This window comes from [Clostridium] clostridioforme AGR2157 (genome assembly GCF_000424325.1).
GTDB lineage: Bacteria > Bacillota > Clostridia > Lachnospirales > Lachnospiraceae > Enterocloster > Enterocloster clostridioformis_A.
Genome location: NZ_AUJR01000055.1, coordinates 1 through 15,487, shown reverse-complemented (window position 1 = coordinate 15,487; position 15,487 = coordinate 1). Strand labels below are relative to the sequence as shown.

The 15,487-nt window shown below is 43.2% G+C and carries 18 protein-coding genes; all 18 read right to left on the bottom strand.

Going from position 1 to position 15,487, the window contains the following annotated elements; genetic code table 11:
* Window positions 1-384, bottom strand: coding sequence for an acyltransferase family protein (locus tag G614_RS33410; RefSeq protein ID WP_027643291.1), 384 nt, complete (start codon window positions 382-384; stop codon window positions 1-3).
* Window positions 384-1,052: an acyltransferase family protein gene (locus G614_RS33405; RefSeq protein ID WP_027643290.1), complete on the bottom strand. Its 669-nt coding sequence runs from the start codon at window positions 1,050-1,052 to the stop codon at window positions 384-386. The genes G614_RS33410 and G614_RS33405 overlap by 1 nt, the downstream gene beginning before the upstream one ends.
* A gap of 1 nt (window position 1,053) precedes the next feature.
* Window positions 1,054-1,548 (bottom strand): glycosyltransferase, encoded by a 495-nt coding sequence (locus G614_RS0119430; RefSeq protein ID WP_027643289.1) that lies wholly within the window; start codon window positions 1,546-1,548, stop codon window positions 1,054-1,056.
* 37 nt (window positions 1,549-1,585) lie between these two features.
* Window positions 1,586-2,050, bottom strand: a complete 465-nt coding sequence (gene pssD / locus G614_RS0119425; protein ID WP_027643288.1) for a PssD/Cps14F family polysaccharide biosynthesis glycosyltransferase — start codon at window positions 2,048-2,050, stop codon at window positions 1,586-1,588.
* 31 nt (window positions 2,051-2,081) lie between these two features.
* The gene (gene rfbC, locus G614_RS0119420) at window positions 2,082-2,675 is read right to left on the bottom strand and encodes a dTDP-4-dehydrorhamnose 3,5-epimerase (RefSeq protein ID WP_027643287.1); all 594 of its coding nucleotides are present in this window, start codon (window positions 2,673-2,675) and stop codon (window positions 2,082-2,084) included.
* An 11-nt stretch (window positions 2,676-2,686) separates the two neighbouring features.
* Window positions 2,687-3,601, bottom strand: coding sequence for a dTDP-4-dehydrorhamnose reductase (gene rfbD / locus G614_RS0119415; RefSeq protein WP_027643286.1), 915 nt, complete (start codon window positions 3,599-3,601; stop codon window positions 2,687-2,689).
* A 33-nt stretch (window positions 3,602-3,634) separates the two neighbouring features.
* Complete coding sequence (rfbB, locus tag G614_RS0119410; protein ID WP_027643285.1) at window positions 3,635-4,708, bottom strand: dTDP-glucose 4,6-dehydratase; 1,074 nt, start codon at window positions 4,706-4,708, stop codon at window positions 3,635-3,637.
* 40 nt (window positions 4,709-4,748) lie between these two features.
* Entirely contained in the window at window positions 4,749-5,645 is an 897-nt protein-coding gene (rfbA, locus tag G614_RS0119405) for a glucose-1-phosphate thymidylyltransferase RfbA (RefSeq protein ID WP_027643284.1), read from the bottom strand.
* Between the two features lie 15 nt (window positions 5,646-5,660).
* A complete protein-coding gene (locus G614_RS0119400) occupies window positions 5,661-6,911 on the bottom strand; it encodes a nucleotide sugar dehydrogenase (protein ID WP_027643283.1) in 1,251 nt (416 codons plus the stop codon).
* 60 nt (window positions 6,912-6,971) lie between these two features.
* Window positions 6,972-8,036 (bottom strand): NAD-dependent epimerase/dehydratase family protein, encoded by a 1,065-nt coding sequence (locus tag G614_RS0119395; RefSeq protein ID WP_027643282.1) that lies wholly within the window; start codon window positions 8,034-8,036, stop codon window positions 6,972-6,974.
* Between the two features lie 996 nt (window positions 8,037-9,032).
* Window positions 9,033-10,463 carry a sugar transferase gene (locus G614_RS0119390; RefSeq protein ID WP_027643281.1) on the bottom strand — a complete coding sequence of 477 codons (1,431 nt, stop codon included), beginning with the start codon at window positions 10,461-10,463 and terminating at the stop codon, window positions 9,033-9,035.
* A gap of 102 nt (window positions 10,464-10,565) precedes the next feature.
* Complete coding sequence (locus G614_RS0119385) at window positions 10,566-11,273, bottom strand: hypothetical protein (protein WP_027643280.1); 708 nt, start codon at window positions 11,271-11,273, stop codon at window positions 10,566-10,568.
* Window positions 11,274-11,393: 120 nt separating this feature from the next.
* Entirely contained in the window at window positions 11,394-12,446 is a 1,053-nt protein-coding gene (locus G614_RS0119380) for an LCP family protein (RefSeq protein ID WP_027643279.1), read from the bottom strand.
* On the bottom strand, window positions 12,443-13,174 hold the full coding sequence (locus G614_RS0119375; protein ID WP_027643278.1) for a CpsD/CapB family tyrosine-protein kinase: 732 nt from the start codon (window positions 13,172-13,174) through the stop codon (window positions 12,443-12,445). Before G614_RS0119375 ends, G614_RS0119380 begins: the two co-directional genes overlap by 4 nt.
* Window positions 13,171-13,956 carry a YveK family protein gene (locus G614_RS0119370; RefSeq protein WP_027643277.1) on the bottom strand — a complete coding sequence of 262 codons (786 nt, stop codon included), beginning with the start codon at window positions 13,954-13,956 and terminating at the stop codon, window positions 13,171-13,173. The genes G614_RS0119375 and G614_RS0119370 overlap by 4 nt, the downstream gene beginning before the upstream one ends.
* A gap of 48 nt (window positions 13,957-14,004) precedes the next feature.
* A complete protein-coding gene (locus G614_RS0119365) occupies window positions 14,005-14,715 on the bottom strand; it encodes a CpsB/CapC family capsule biosynthesis tyrosine phosphatase (protein ID WP_027643276.1) in 711 nt (236 codons plus the stop codon).
* Entirely contained in the window at window positions 14,712-15,098 is a 387-nt protein-coding gene (locus G614_RS0119360) for a hypothetical protein (RefSeq protein WP_242828144.1), read from the bottom strand. The genes G614_RS0119365 and G614_RS0119360 overlap by 4 nt, the downstream gene beginning before the upstream one ends.
* A 65-nt stretch (window positions 15,099-15,163) precedes the next feature.
* The coding region (locus G614_RS0119355; protein WP_027643274.1) for a hypothetical protein at window positions 15,164-15,487 on the bottom strand (324 nt) is incomplete at its 5' end.

The following is a 15,487-nucleotide window of genomic DNA, read 5'->3' as shown; positions in this document are numbered from 1 at the left end:
TTATCTTCCAATCATAATCGTAGACAGAAGTTTCACTTTTCGAATCACTAATTTGCTTGCTACCATTGGCAAAACTACGCCAACAATTGTCGCTGCTACTACCGATATGTATGCCGGAACTCCCAGCATTCTATTTAAGACCATCGCACTAAGTGCTACACAATATGGATTATGCATCAAGTAAATATCGAATGAGTAATCACCTATACATTTGACCAACTTTTTTGCATTTATCTTACTAAGCTCAATTGCCAGAATATATACCAGTCCAACCCCCGCAAATCCAATCAAGTATTTATCAAGCTGCATAAATACCGAAAACAACTTTAATGTTATACCAGAATCCAAACCCATAAGGCGAATCAAAACACCAATCAAAAACATTAAGCATATACATGCTCTGTACCCCCCCCCCCCCCGCTCATTTTTTCAACTTTTTGGTTTTTCTGAACAAATATACCAAAAGCGAAGAAGATTCCCCAACCCATAACTCGCTCTATAATGTGTGGAAGCGTCACAAATAAAGAGAGGATACCTATCAGCCCCCATATCCACAGGGTCCACATTGTGGAACCAGCACGTTCCGCAATAATGTTAATCACAAAAAACAGAAACAACACATATAAGAACCACAAATACTCAGTATAATAAACCTGATAAGTCAGTAAACCATATAACAGGTTTCCTATACTCATTGGTGCAAACCCAATCTCTGTCATTTTAGCATGCACCGCAGAACTACTCATACAGGCTATCTGGACGCCCAACCATAGCAGAATAGTCCAGAACACATAGGGCACCAGCAGATGCTTTGCCTTTCCAACAAGGAAATTCATTTTGCCTTTTTGAATATATTTAGTTAGACCTTTCTGAAACAGGAATCCGGCAATCACAAAGAACACTGGCATATGAAAGCAAATGATAATTTCCTCTATCGCATCCAACACCACATCAGCATTAACCTGCGCAATTGCATGACGGAACAGCACAAGTACAATTGCTAGCCCGCGCATTATTTGTATAACATCGCTCTTCTCTCTTGCTGCTTCCATATCACCAATTCTCCTGAATAAACTCATCTATCATATGAAGGATGTGAAGAGGGTCAGTATTCTCCCATTTTCTCAATCCATCTGTGCCATCATAAATTTTCTTAAAGCACTCACCTAGATCAGTCAGTTCATAATCTGCCACAAGTACATATCCATTACTTCCAAATGCTACATTATTTTGAATCTGGTGGTCATTGATATGTTCTCCATATTTTTCGAGTCTGGTTACAGCAATAACCTTTTTCCCTGCATTTAAAGCTTTCATGATGGAACCCGAAGCGCCGTGGCTAACCACAATGTCCGCCTCATTTATCTTGGTAAGGAACTCGTCCTGTGAGATAAAATCCTTATACTCATAATGCTTTGGTTTATATGTAGAGGTCCCAGTCTGCGCAAACATTTCTTCTGTAAGGGTTCCATCTTCATATAATTCATCTATTTTCTTAAACAAGCGGTCAAACGGATAATTTCTTGACCCAACCGTTACAAATATCAACGCTCTTCCCTCCACATCTTGATATCAAGTGCTATACTTAATATATGCAGCCACCATACACAGCCTTTTTATAATGCTTGACCTGTGACTCCCACTGAACAATAAACAAATCAGAATGCTTTTCCATCAGTCTTCCAGCAACAGTTGGCATATCTGCCCGTCCGAAAGTTTCAATAAAAACAAATTTTTTATGTGTAACCACGGCAAGTAGATAAAAAGGATAAGCAACCATTGTTCCTGTAGTTACCACAAAATCCGGCCGTTCTTTAAGCCAGATTCTCAATGCCCGACATCCATTGACGATCATTTTTGGAAGCATGAGTTTATCCTTTAAATCCGTCTGAATCATTAGATACTTTGCATCTGCTTTAAACTGTGTTTTCTCTGTCACCAAAAAACCGTCATATTTTTCAATTAAAGGTTTCAATTTCTGAAGTTGCTCCCAATGGCCCCCAGAAGAGGACACCAAACATACAGTCGGTCTTTCCTTTTTATGTTTCATCTTTACTTATCCCTCAAAATTTAAATGTATCTTACAATCCCAGCCATTTCTGGTCCTTATCACTAAGATTCAACTTTGTACCATCTTCTAAGTGATAACCTTCAGCACTGGCTGTGCCCTTATACTCACCTTCGACCCTTGGCCACTGAATACCAATCTCTGCTGGGTCATTCCAAGCCATGCCACCTTCATCATTCGGGTGGTAAAAATCATCACATTTATAACAGAATTCAGCAGTATCACTCAGTACCAGGAAACCGTGTGCGAATCCTCTCGGAATCAGAAACTGCTTCTTGTTTTCCTCAGTCAATTCGATACCATACCATTTTCCGTATGTTTCACTTCCACTTCTCAAATCCACAGCTACATCAAACACGGAACCTTTGATAACTCTAACTAACTTAGTCTGCGGAAAATTTTTCTGGAAGTGAAGCCCACGCAACACTCCTTTGGTACTCATAGACTGATTGTCCTGAACAAAATTTATATTAATTCCGTTCTCTTCCATATCTCTCTGGCTATAAGTCTCCATGAAATAACCACGAGCATCGCCATGAACAGCAGGCGTGATTACACAAAGCCCTTCGATGCCACCAACATTCTTTTCAATATTTATCTGTCCCATCGTCTCTCTCCTTAAAGCTGTGCTTCCTTTAGATATCTGCTGACTGCATCCTTCCATGTAGGAAGCGGTGCAAAACCTGCTTCTACCAGCTTACTCTTATCCAGCCTACTATTGACCGGACGGGCCGCCTTGCTGAGTCCATATTCTTCTGTAGTCACCGGAGTAACTTTTGTTTTCAATCCGTACTGTTTATAGAACTCACAACAGAAGTCGTACCAAGAAATATACCCACCCTCATTTGTAGCGTGGTAATATCCATACTTTTCAGTCTCACACATATCCACCAGAAGTCGCGCCAGATCGAATGTGTAGGTCGGCGTACCAATCTGGTCATTGACCACACGAACCTCATCATGGGTCTTTCCCACGTTGATCATAGTTTTGATGAAGTTCTTACCGTTTAGGCCAAACACCCAGGCAATGCGGACAATGAAGTACTTCTCCAGAGTCTGGCTGACAGCCAGTTCACCTTCCAGCTTGGTCTGACCGTAAACATTCAGAGGCTTATATTCCTTGCAGTCTGGCTTCCAAGGTTCTGTTCCCTGTCCATCAAACACATAGTCCGTGGACAGATAGAGCATCTTGCAGTCAATTTCCTTGCAAGAATCGGCAATATTCTGGGTTCCACCAGCATTGACAGCACGGACTTTTTCAACCTTATCATCGTCCTCAGCCATATCCACAGCCGTCCATGCGGCACAGTGAATAACCGCATCAGGATTAATTTCCGTAATAACCTTCTTGACCGCTTCTTTGTCGGTAATGTCCAGACTGACATAAGGCATCGTTGTCACAGCCGAGTCATCCGCAACTCCGGAGTAAGTTCCCGCAAGATCAGAGCCAACACCCTCATACCCTCTTTTATGTAATTCATTTATGACGTCATGGCCGAGCTGGCCATTCACGCCTGTCACAAAAAATTTCATTTTCCCCACAACCTTCTCCATTAGTAGCGAACTTCAGATTTCCGTTTTTGCTTTATACATCGCTTCGTAGTATTTCTGATAATTGCCACTGGTCACATTGTTCATCCAGTCCTCATGCTCCAGATACCAGTCGATGGTCAGAACAATCCCCTTTTCAAAGGTCGTCTCCGGATACCAGCCAAGATCATTCTTAATCTTGGTCGGGTCGATACCGTAACGACGGTCATGGCCCAAACGGTCTTCCACATGCTTGATGAGATCTTCAGAAATGCCATCATCCTTCAACCGATCATGGAGCTGCTCAATGATGGTCTTTACGATAAAGATATTCGGACGCTCATTGTGGCCGCCCACGTTGTAAACCTCGCCAATCTTGCCACCGTTAGCTACCATGTCGATAGCCTTGCAATGATCCTCCACATACAGCCAATCGCGGATCTGCATACCATCACCGTACACCGGAAGTTGCTTGTGATGCTTCACATTGTTAATCATTAGTGGGATCAGCTTCTCTGGGAACTGATAAGGGCCATAGTTGTTAGAGCAGCGAGTGATGTTGATAGGCATACCATAGGTGTCATGGAATGCCTGAACAAAGTGGTCGGCACTGGCCTTGGAAGAAGAATACGGGCTGTGCGGATTGATAGGAGTGGTTTCCATGAAGTACCCCTCTGCACCCAGAGCACCATAGACCTCATCGGTGGAAACCTGCAGATACTTCTTACCCTCTTTCCAGGTCTTCGTAGAAGCGTCATACCACGCTTCTTTTGCTCTTTGAAGCAGGTTGACTGTCCCCATCACGTTGGTCTGGACAAAAATCTCCGGATTGGCAATGGAGCGATCCACATGGGACTCGGCTGCGAAATTGATAACATAGTCAAAGTCATATTTTTCAAATAAAGAAGTGACCAACTCCTTATCGCAGATATCGCCTTGTACAAAGATGTGACGAGAATCTCCCTCTACGTCCTTGAGATTTTCAAGATTTCCTGCGTAAGTTAGCTTATCCAGATTGACCAGCAGGATATCGCTGTATTTCTTCAGCATGTAATAAACAAAATTTGAGCCAATAAATCCGGCACAGCCGGTGACCAGATACTTCTTCACTTCTATATTCCCCTCTGTTTCTTATTTATAGCGATAGCTCTTAGTGCAACACATCCAGATACTTTCCATCCAGTACGTCTTTTAAATACTGACCATACTGATTCTTCTTTAGTACTTCATATACAACCAGAACATCTTCTTTGGAAATCCAGCCATTCAGATATGCAATTTCCTCCAGACACGCAACTTTGCGGTGCTGGTGCTGCTCCACAGTTTTCACAAAATTGGTGGCATCCGCAAGACTCTCATGCGTACCGGTATCTAGCCAAGTAAACCCCTGTCCAAGCAGTTCAACATTCAGATTACCGTTCTCCAGATAGATGCGGTTAAGGTCTGTAATTTCCAACTCACCGCGGGCTGACGGTTTCAGATTCTTCGCATACTTTACAACCCGATTGTCATAGAAGTAGAGTCCTGTCACACAGTAATTGCTTTTCGGGTGCTCCGGTTTCTCTTCAATAGATATAGCCTTGCCGTTTTTGTTGAATTCTACAATACCGAAGCGTTCAGGATCATCCACATAGTAGCCAAACACAGTGGCTCCCTTACCGGATTCAGCATTTTCCACAGCGGCCTTCAAACGCTTCTTCAGGCCGTGCCCAGCAAAAATATTATCTCCTAGCTCCATCGCTACCGTATCATTACCAATAAAACCCGCACCAATAATAAATGCCTGTGCCAGTCCGTCTGGAGAAGGCTGAACAGCATAAACAAGGTTCACACCGAACTGATGTCCGTCTCCAAGAAGATCTTTGAATCTCGGCGTATCCTGCGGCGTGGAAATAATGAGAATATCCCGAATGCCTGCGTTCATCAGAACAGACATCGGATAATAAATCATCGGCTTATCATAAATAGGAAGTAACTGTTTTGATGTCACTTTAGTCAGAGGATATAGCCTAGTGCCGGAACCTCCGGCTAAAATAATACCTTTCATGTAATCGTCTCCCAATTAATCTCTCTGGAAAATATCTCTCGTATAAACTTTATCTTTTACATCATCAAGGCAGCCATCATAACGATTTGCAATAATAGCCTGACTACGCTCCTTGAATTTTTCTAGATCATTTACAACTACAGATCCAAAGAACTTCTCCCCCTCTTTCAGAGTCGGCTCATAAATAATGACTGTTGCGCCCTTTGCCTTGATCCGCTTCATGACGCCCTGGATACTGCTCTGGCGAAAGTTATCAGAATTGCTCTTCATGGTCAGGCGGTATACACCAACCACAACCTCTCCTTCTTTGCTGCTATCCCAACTGTCATTCGCCTCATAAGCACCAGCGATTTCAAGAACACGGTCCGCAATGAAATCTTTTCTTGTCCGGTTACTTTCAACAATTGCTTCAATCAAATTCTCCGGCACATCCGCATAGTTTGCCAGCAACTGCTTAGTGTCTTTGGGCAAGCAGTAGCCACCATAACCGAAACTCGGATTGTTGTAATGAGTCCCAATACGCGGATCAAGGCAGACACCGTTAATGATTTGCTGGGTATTTAGCCCTTTCATCTCTGCGTATGTATCCAGCTCGTTGAAGTATGAAACGCGCAGAGCCAAGTATGTATTTGCAAAGAGCTTCACAGCCTCTGCCTCGGTGAAGCCCATGAACAGAGTATCAATATTTTCCTTGATGGCCCCCTCCTGCAGAAGCTCTGCAAAAGTGTGTGCGGCCTTTACCAGTCTTGCATTCTCAACATCTGTACCCACGATGATACGGCTAGGATACAAATTGTCGTACAGTGCCTTGGATTCACGCAAAAATTCCGGGCTGAAGATAATGTTATCGCAGTGGAACTTTTCGCGCACGGAAGCTGTGTATCCAAACGGAATGGTAGACTTAATAACCATAATAGCTTCCGGGTTGTATTCGATAACCAGTTTGATTACGGCCTCAACTGCAGAAGTGTCAAAAAAGTTCTTTTTGGAATCGTAATTTGTAGGGGCAGCGATTACCACAAAGTCAGCATCTGAGTACGCTTCCTTTGCGTCCAGTGTAGCGGTCAGATCCAGATCCTTTTCTGCCAGATATTTCTCAATATATTCATCCTGAATCGGAGACTTCTTATTATTAATCAGTTCTACCTTTTCAGGGATGATATCAACAGCCATAACTATATGATGCTGAGCGAGTAGTGTTGCAATAGAAAGGCCAACATATCCAGTGCCAGCAACAGCAATTTTCAAATCTTTAAAGTTTCTCATAATTATTTTCTCCTCTCCCACACTGGTGGGTATTAATACCGCTCTACTAGCTGAGCATATTTACATATAAAATTCCTTATACCACTCTGCGAACTTCCGAAGTCCGTCTCTTAAGCTGGTACTCGGCTTGAATCCAAAGTCATGTTCCAGAGCACTCGTATCTGCATAGGTCACAGGCACATCACCCGGCTGCATCGGGACAAGCTCCTTATGACTTTCAAAGTCATAATCTTCTGGCAGTACCCCGGCACGAATTAGTTCCTGCTGAAGAATATCCACAAAGTCCAGCAAATTCTCCGGACTGTTGTTGCCGATGTTGTAGACCTTGTATGGCGGCAGCGGCAGACCATCTTCACCAGTCTCCCGATCAGGCGCCTTCTGCATCACACGGACAACACCCTCAACAATGTCATCTACATAGGTAAAGTCACGCTTGCAGTTGCCGTAGTTAAAAATCTGGATTGTCTTGCCTTCACGCAGCTTGTTCGTAAAGCCAAAGTACGCCATATCCGGTCGTCCAGCAGGGCCATACACTGTGAAGAAGCGCAAACCAGTGGATGGGATGTTGTAGAGTTTGGAGTACGCATGCGCCAGCAGCTCATTGCTCTTCTTGGTAGCAGCATAAAGACTTACCGGGTTGTCCACTTTATCATCGGTGCTGTACGGCACCTTCTTGTTAGAACCATAGACACTGGAAGAAGAAGCATATACCAAATGTTCCACACCAGCAGCTCCGCCATCATAAGGATGGCGGCAGGCTTCGAGAATGTTATAAAAACCGATTAGATTGCTCTCTATGTATGCATCCGGATTGGTAATGGAATATCTGACACCGGCCTGTGCCGCGAGATTCACAACCACCTGTGGCTTATACTTTTCAAAGATTTCTGTAATTAGTGTCTTATCTGCGATACTGCCCTTAACAAAAATAAATGAAGGATTTCCAGACAGTTCTTCCAGTCTTGCGTCCTTCAATCTCACGTCATAGTAGTCATTCATATTGTCAATGCCAATAACGGTCACATCGGCCACATCGGCATAAAGACGCTTCACCAGATTCGATCCAATGAATCCAGCTGCACCTGTAACCAATATTGTTTTTCCATGTAAATCCACACAACTCATCGTTTGTTGCTCCAATCCGTCTTTAATCTTCGTAAAAAATCTATCTATATTCACTGTGGAAATCATCTGGTTTTACAATAATTTCCACAGCAAATTCCTTCTATTATTAAATGTGGTTCTCATTCTTCACTAAACCCTTTCAAGTAAACCTGTCATGGTGTTTATTCCTTAAACTGATAATTTCATCTGACCCGTTTCTCTTTACTTAACCTATCGGCAATAACTCAAAATTCAATGTTCACCCAAAGTTCTGCGTAAAAATGTAATTATCAGCCCCTGCAACATATGACCCGAATTTTCGTTTGCAAAATAGCTTCAACCCATTTATCAGCGTCAACTAAAAAAACTATGGTTCATGCTAAATTTTGCGTAAAAATGTAATTATCAGTACCCGCAAGCCACCACACTAAATTCCGTTTGCTAAATAGATTTTTCTCGATGCCAATATCACTTATCAGCCTTAACTTAAATTTCTATGTTCACCCGAAGTTTCGTGTAAAAATGTAATTATCAGCACCGTCAATCGTCTGCAATAATTTTCGCTTGCATAATAGAATCCAGCCCATGACACGCATGATAATTCCTGTCACCATAGCCCATCAGAATCCAACTAATAATTTCGGCTAGCCATTAGTCAGAGCCACGATTAATAAGTCCATCCTATTCCTATACCTGCGACGTTGTAACCCCTCTTAAGTGAAGCATCATTCATGGCATTTTTCAAACGCACTTAAAGCACCATTTATCGTTACACCGTAATACCTATACATCTTTGTTTAAAACCGCCCCCAAAGCGAAGTCTTGCTCTGTTTACCTCATCAAGTCCTGCATGGTATCGTCTTGTTACTGTCATGAATAGGCAAGCAGATGACAGATTGCCAAGCAGACATTTCATTCCCATCCCCTGTTCTTCCTCAAATAATTGTTATTATTTGCACCAAACTTTAAAAAAGGCAATTCCCCAAAAGCCAATCCCCTCACCATCCCTACACTGCTCTACATCGCCCCGTCTCTCCCCAACACAACCTGCACTGTCTGAAACAGAATCTTAATATCCAATCCCATCCTCCACTCAGTTATGTATTTTTTATCCAGTTTCACGACCTCTTCAAAATCCGTAATCTCACTTCTCCCGCTAACCTGCCACATACCTGTAATTCCTGGTTTTACGCTCAGCCTGACCCTATGGCGTAAATCATATTTCTCCCACTCATCCACAGTAGGCGGCCTGGTGCCCACCAGGCTCATATCTCCTTTAAGCACATTCCAGAACTGAGGGAACTCGTCAATGGAATAATTCCTGATGAAATTTCCAATTCCCTTTTTTCCGCCTATAATTCTGGGGTCATTCTCTATCTTAAACATCATCCCGTCTTTTACACGGTTCTGATTCATTAATTCCTTTTTACGTTCTTCCGCATCCATATACATACTGCGGAACTTATATAATTTAAATCTCTTGCCATTCTTTCCAATACGCACCTGCGAAAAGAAAATCGGTCCCGGTGACTGAATATAGATACAAGGTGCCACGAACAAGAACAATATTCCTGCCAATATACAACCTAACATCCCACCTGCAATATCCATGGTCCTCTTAACAAATGCCTGTCTCCACGACGCCATATTAATGCAGCTGGTAAGAACCGTATAATTTCCCAAACGCTCCACATGCTGTATCTGTCCCTTTAACCTTCCCATCTCAATCAGCTTCAGATGTACGGTGACACCCATGTCAATGAAATCATCCATAAGCTCCTGGGGCAAAGGCATGTCCTTTGGCAGATTTATAAACACTTCATCCACCCATTCGTGGCACACATACTCTGCAATCCCATTTTTGTCTGTCACTATGGTTACTCCATTTATAGTTCTCCCAGCCCAATCCGCGTCCAACAAAGATACACCTATGATATGAAAACATTCATAATTTTTATTTAGAATATTCTGTACCACTTCTTCCACCATTCCCTTGGATGTAAGAATAAGTAAAGAACGCTTTCCTTTTCCTTCCAAACCTCTTGTTAATAAATATTTCTTCCAATAAATCCTGGCTATGTAACTAATAACAACATATAAAATACCTGTTGTTACTAAGGTTATTCTGGAATACTCTTCCCCCTTTTGAGTCGCAAACAGATAAAAAGCCGCAATCAGTATAACCAGGCATACGTGCTTCAATGTTTCCGTAAACTCTTTAAACTTTCCCCTCTTTAACACATTTTTAAAGCTCTCGCCAAAAAAAGTTACGAATACTTGTATGAACAGAAATACAAATGCCATATTTCGGTACAACCGGCTGGCATAAGGCCAACGGATCCCCTGGCGTATAAAATATGCAGCAATATATGCGACCTGAAGGCATACTGCATCTATTAAGGTAAAGTCACAATGCTTCAGCCAGCCTTTATCTGTTTTTCGATACATCTTTCTTCCACCACTCTTTTCTCCTAAGTACTTCTGTAAAACCGGGGGGCCCGGCTTCAGCCATTTTCTGCCCCCCCCCCCGGCCAGCATTTTCTCAATGCTCTAGTTCTTATACACTACGGATAATGTACCAGACCCAGGAACATTGACAGCTACTGTTTTTGTTACCGGATCCACCTTAACAGCCGGAATCAGCTGCCACTGGCCAGTAGCATTGTCATAGAACAATACCTGCACGTTGTTTACATTGGAAACCAGGTTAGGCACATACAGGGATACCTCTACTGCACCAGTCTTAACAGCGCCGGTAGCCGCTTCCTTGGTAATGATTGCGTGTGTTCCTGTCAAAGCATTATAGCCTGTCAGATCAACACCCTGTACAACCTGGTTCAGTGGTCTTCCCGCATTGATATCGTTGATAGCTGATACCACATCAGAAGGAAGTCCTGCTGTTGCTGCTGCGCTGTCTGCAAATGAAACAGCGGTGTCGCCGATAACAGCCTCTCCCTTGGAATTAGTTGTTACCTGCTGTCCTGTAGTCGTTACTGTGTCTACTGCAACGCCAATCGTGCTGCCTGTTGGGCTTGAACTGGTTGTGGCGCCTGTAGTCTTGACACCAGTAGCTGATACAGATACTGTGGTGTTGGACTTAGAGCTTGTAGTGCCTTTATTGCTACTGCTGCTGGATGAGCTAATAGAACCGCTGCCATCACTGCCGCTGCTGGATGCACTGCCTGCTGCAAAAACCCATGCAGGCTGTGATGCCAAAGCTGCTGCCAGCACTAAAGCTGCTATGCATTTCTTTTTCATATCCTTCACCTCTCCTTTCTCTCCTAAGAGTAGTTATATTCAATAAACAGCATGATACCATGCTGGATATTGCGGTATTTTACTGTCCCCGCCGGTATTGCGTTTCTCTGTACTGCCAGCCTATTCAATCTCCCGATAAAACAGCTCCAGCAGTATAGGTGTCAATGCTTCTTTGTCAGCATAAAATTCATCATATCTGGGGGTCACCACGCCTTCACCAGGCACTGTGTAAAAATCTTCATCACTCAGTTTTCCACTGCCCACCGCGTCCATGGCTACTTTAAGATATTGGTCCTTGGCCATATTAGTAACCATGTATTCCTGAACCCGGTCAAACAATCTGACCACAAGCCCGCTGTCTTTAACCGAATGCTTCTGGACTGCCTCAAAAAAACCTTTTATGTATTGCTGCTGCTGGTCCATCCGGTACAATGCCGAGTGATCAACACGAATATCACGGTATCGAACGAATATCTCCGCCTGTTTTCCTTGCAGAGTTACGGTTTCCCCTTTCACCAGCGCCGGGTCCCTGGATTCCATTCCTTCTGTTCCAATGGTTACGGTAACCCCGCCGACTTCATCATTCAACACAGGGATGGCATTTGTATCAGCTGCCATGTACCACTCTATTTTCAATCCTCCAAAAAGCTCAGATACTGCTTCCACCATATATTCACAGCTTCTCTCCCGTCCATCCCCATACGCATAAGCCAGGTTCAGATGCTGCATGTCTTTTCCCAACTCATTTCCGCTTAAATCAGTGAGCATGATGTCGGTCATGGTATCCCGGGGTATCATCAATATCTTTATGGTGTTCCTTACTGTATCCTGGGCTATCAAAAATAAACCGTCCGCCTGTCCTCCGAAACCAGTGGTGGTCTTCTCCGTCATATTTCCCGACCGGTCTATCCCCATACACAAAATAGCCTTGACATAGCTGTTGCGTCTGTACTGTTTTCCCTTATATTCCACAACATCGCCGCTAAAACTGCACATGCTGTCTTCCTGTACTTCCGTCTGGTTCCCATGATTTCTGGATGCAATCTCTGCCTCCAGGACCTTCCTGTCCCGATACAGTTTCACACCTGTCCATATAAAACAGGTAAGTGAAAGGGCCGCAGCACCCACAGCCAGTCGGCATACCAAATTCTTATGGTTTCGGAGCCAGCTCATGCCTCTGCCTTCCCGTATCTGTCATATTTTCCATAATGACCATATTTGGAATATTTCCCGTATTTTCCATAGTACTTACTGTAGTATCCATTTCTCTCCATATTCACCTTATTGAGGACCACTCCCAAAATGCGGCATCCGCTTTTTTCCAGCTGTCCCTTAACCCGCTGCTCCAGCCGGTAGCTTATGGAGCCGCTTTCAATCACCATCACTGCTCCATCGCATTGACGGGCCACAATCGCTCCGTCTATCAAATTGCCCATGGGAGGCGTATCGACAATGATATAATCATACTTTTCCTTCAATTTGGAAATCATGTCTCCAAACAGGCTCTCCTCCAAAAGATCTGCCGGATTCGGTGAATACGGTCCTGCAAATATAATGCTGAGATTTTCTATATTTGTATCATAGAGGACATTCTCCAGCGACCTTTGTCCACTTAAATATTGTGACAATCCGGACACCTCCCGCTCCAGATGGTAACGGGAAACCAGGACAGATTTACGGATATCAGCATCTATCATCACTACCTTTTTACCTATTTGGGCGAGGGACGATGCCATGGCAAATGTTATATCGCTTTTTCCCTCGTCAGGAAGGGAACTGGTCAGCATGATTGTCTTAATACCGCTTCCACAGAATTGTATATTGGTTCTCAAAGTCTTGATAGCTTCATTATAATGATAGTCATCCTTCATTATCCTGTTTAGTGTAACAAATTGACTCATGATGCACGGCCTCCCCTTTTCTTCTTTCTGGATTTTCCTACCACTGGCTTATTCCCTGATTTAGAGGAAATCATGGCCTCTTTATCTTCCGGCTTCTCTCCCTCACGTTCCGGCACGGATGCAAGTACGGATAATCCAAGATACTTTGTAACATCTTCCTCGGTACGTATTGTATCGTTCAGGATTACATGCACTGTAATAAAGCCGCATACCAGCACGGCCCCCAGAAAACCACCTATTAATGCATTCTTTGTATTGCTCGGACTAGATTTAAGGATTGGAACCTCACCCTCCTCAATTAATTTGGGCGGTACCATTTCCATGATGTCACCAATATAGTCTGAAGATGTGACTGCAATCTTGTCTGCAATCAATTTTGCCATGTTGGGATCCGGATCCTCCACAGAGATGGAGAGGATTCGCGTATCCTGGGGATTATCAATGGTAACCTTTTCCACTAACTCTTTGTATGTAAGATTTAGTTCCATATCTTCAATTACCTGATTGAGGACCCTTCTGCTTGTCACAATGATTTTATAGTCCTTAGTCAGCTGGCTTCCTATCTGCAAATCAGCCAGTGATGTCAATGTGGTTTCTTTTGAAAGAATATAAACCATTGCGGTGGATTTATACTGAGGGGTTAGCACAAATGCACTGAATGCACCTGCTACACCGCCAAACAGTATAATGGTACCCAATATAATCCATATCTTCCGCCGAAACTCCCCCAGCAGTTCCAAAAGGTCGATTTCAATCTCGTCGTCATCATAAGTCTTTTCCATGCGTCTTTCTGTTCTCCTGTTTTACTTTTTTGTATTATCTTTTTTGTATTATTTTTTCTGTATTACCTTTTTTGCATTTCCCCGCAACAGCCCATGTAATTTGAGTCCGTCCAAATGCTTAACCAACCATTGGAAACTCCCTTCAATTTCCGGCTTTCTGTAATCCATCCGATGCATGTCAGTTCCCAGACAATAAATCCTGCCCTGCATAATCTGTTTTCGGCACCACCGAACCTCTCTATCCAACATGCTGTTTCCCTTCAGGCTGCTGAAATTCATCTGCAGTCTGCAGTCACACTGGACTAATTCAGACATATTGGTATCTTCTCTCAGACATGCATAACGTTCCACATGCGCAATGATTGGAATATATCTGGCCATCGTCAGCTTCCTGACAGCCTGATACATCTTCATATAAGGTACCTGGGGGTCAAATTCCACCAGTACATACTGGCTCCCATCCAGGGTAAGGGCTTTCCCATCCCTAAGATTCTCAACCAATCCCTCGTGATAATATGTTTCCTGTCCCAGCCCAGTCCGAAAATCAGGTGCAATCCTCCGTGCTTCTTCTCTCAGCTTTTCTGACAAATCGTATATGTCAGGATTCAGGCCGCGTCTTGAATAATGCGGTGTTGCAATAATGTATCTGATTCCCTGGCGGTAGGACTCCTCCAGCATTTTCCTGCTTTCATCCCAATCCCTGGAGCCGTCGTCAATTCCCGGAAGAATATGGGCATGAATGTCAATAATTCCTGTCATTTGAGTCCCCCGTTATATTTTCGATACAGGTTTCGAAGGTAAGGAAGCATATCCTCTGCCCACGCATATTCAGGCATATAACTCCCTGAAAAAAGAGTTATGTAATCCGGATTCCCCTTGATAAATTCGTAGAAATCGCAGACAAACAGTTCCGTATCAACGGCATAGCTTCCTCTCTTTTTAATCAGTATCTGTTCAATCCCATGTTCCATTAAGTTCATGCGAAGACGATAGTATACAACCCTTAAATTATTTTTTGCGATACGTTCTTCTATATTTTCATACAGTAGATACGTCATCTGGGATAAGGATACACTGCTTCCACGCTTTTCAACCATGATAGCGAGCATTTCTTTTGCCTTGCTACTGGGAAAATACAACATTTTACCATTGACATAGACATCGAATCCGTCGAATGTCTTTATAAATATACACGACTTTACAACTTTTATAAATGCCAGCACTGTTGCCGAATTAACTGTTTTAAAGCTTTCATAACAACACTGGATTTTATGCTGGTTTCGATATTTCTCACGAAAGTGGTATAAAATACCTGCTGCCGGATTTGCTCACTAAGGGCAAACCGAAATTCCTGCACACTTTCTGTACGGTACTTTGAAAATGATTCTTCCTGATATGGCAGTATCTTCATGGCACAATACGAGATGTTGATCAGGTTAACCAACATTTCGATTCCCTTCCGACTGCGTAACATATAGCTGCATAACGACCAGAACGTTTTCTGTTCATAATAACTCACCTCGATATTCCA

Excerpts from the sequence above, each read along its gene's own strand:
- G614_RS0119395 (WP_027643282.1), bottom strand. The coding sequence starts at position 8,036 with ATGAGTTGTGTGGATTTACATGGAAAAACAATATTGGTTACAGGTGCA.
- rfbD (WP_027643286.1), bottom strand. The coding sequence starts at position 3,601 with ATGAAATTTTTTGTGACAGGCGTGAATGGCCAGCTCGGCCATGACGTC.
- G614_RS0119360 (WP_242828144.1), bottom strand. The coding sequence starts at position 15,098 with ATGTTGTATTTTCCCAGTAGCAAGGCAAAAGAAATGCTCGCTATCATG.
- rfbA (WP_027643284.1), bottom strand. The coding sequence starts at position 5,645 with ATGAAAGGTATTATTTTAGCCGGAGGTTCCGGCACTAGGCTATATCCT.
- G614_RS33405 (WP_027643290.1), bottom strand. The coding sequence starts at position 1,052 with ATGGAAGCAGCAAGAGAGAAGAGCGATGTTATACAAATAATGCGCGGG.
- pssD (WP_027643288.1), bottom strand. The coding sequence starts at position 2,050 with ATGAAACATAAAAAGGAAAGACCGACTGTATGTTTGGTGTCCTCTTCT.
- G614_RS0119390 (WP_027643281.1), bottom strand. The coding sequence starts at position 10,463 with ATGTATCGAAAAACAGATAAAGGCTGGCTGAAGCATTGTGACTTTACC.
- G614_RS0119375 (WP_027643278.1), bottom strand. The coding sequence starts at position 13,174 with ATGAGTCAATTTGTTACACTAAACAGGATAATGAAGGATGACTATCAT.
- G614_RS33410 (WP_027643291.1), bottom strand. The coding sequence starts at position 384 with ATGTTTTTGATTGGTGTTTTGATTCGCCTTATGGGTTTGGATTCTGGT.
- rfbC (WP_027643287.1), bottom strand. The coding sequence starts at position 2,675 with ATGGGACAGATAAATATTGAAAAGAATGTTGGTGGCATCGAAGGGCTT.
- G614_RS0119385 (WP_027643280.1), bottom strand. The coding sequence starts at position 11,273 with ATGAAAAAGAAATGCATAGCAGCTTTAGTGCTGGCAGCAGCTTTGGCA.
- G614_RS0119365 (WP_027643276.1), bottom strand. The coding sequence starts at position 14,715 with ATGACAGGAATTATTGACATTCATGCCCATATTCTTCCGGGAATTGAC.
- G614_RS0119380 (WP_027643279.1), bottom strand. The coding sequence starts at position 12,446 with ATGAGCTGGCTCCGAAACCATAAGAATTTGGTATGCCGACTGGCTGTG.
- G614_RS0119400 (WP_027643283.1), bottom strand. The coding sequence starts at position 6,911 with ATGAGAAACTTTAAAGATTTGAAAATTGCTGTTGCTGGCACTGGATAT.
- G614_RS0119370 (WP_027643277.1), bottom strand. The coding sequence starts at position 13,956 with ATGGAAAAGACTTATGATGACGACGAGATTGAAATCGACCTTTTGGAA.